Annotated in this window: 1 protein-coding gene; it reads right to left on the bottom strand. The window is 66.1% G+C overall.

What is annotated here, in order from left to right; translation table 11 throughout:
• Nucleotides 1-159 precede the first annotated feature (159 nt).
• On the bottom strand, nucleotides 160-548 hold a 389-nt coding region (locus tag EN964_RS36740), incomplete at its 5' end, for an inositol monophosphatase family protein (RefSeq protein ID WP_281059610.1).

Genomic DNA, 548 nt, shown 5'->3' with positions numbered 1-548 from the left:
TAGTGCCAGCGTCCGATGAACGGGATATCGGGGTAGGGTTGGTTGTCTCTCACTAAGCCGGGTTCCTGCACCGCGCCCTTCAATTTGGGCGCATGCCGGGCAGTATTTCAAGCTTCCATTGCGGTTTTGCGACTGCGGCGCATCAGCGCGGCGTGGCTGTCAGCGGGAGGAGAGCGGCTTCTTCACGACCTTCAGCAAAGCGCGCTGGATGATCTCGTTGCCGGCGACGACCGAGCCGTTGTCGAGCATGTCCTGGCCGCCATCCATGTCGGAGACGAAGCCGCCCGCCTCGCGGATCAAAAGCAGCCCGGCGGCGATGTCCCAGGCCGACAGGCCGGTTTCCCAGAAGCCATCCATGCGGCCGGCGGCGACATAGGCGAGATCGAGCGATGCGGAGCCGAGGCGGCGGACGCCGGAAACCTCGGCCATGACATTGCGCAGTTCGACCAGGAAATTGCCGTGGCGGCCGCGGCCGAGATGCGGCATGCCGCAGCCGATCACGGTGTCGCCCAGCTTGATGCGGCCGGCGACGCGCCAGCGGCGGTCGT

Origin of the sequence: Mesorhizobium sp. M7A.F.Ca.CA.001.10.2.1 (assembly GCF_003998575.1) — a bacterium.
Taxonomy (GTDB): domain Bacteria; phylum Pseudomonadota; class Alphaproteobacteria; order Rhizobiales; family Rhizobiaceae; genus Mesorhizobium.
This window is presented reverse-complemented; position numbering and strand designations above follow the sequence as displayed.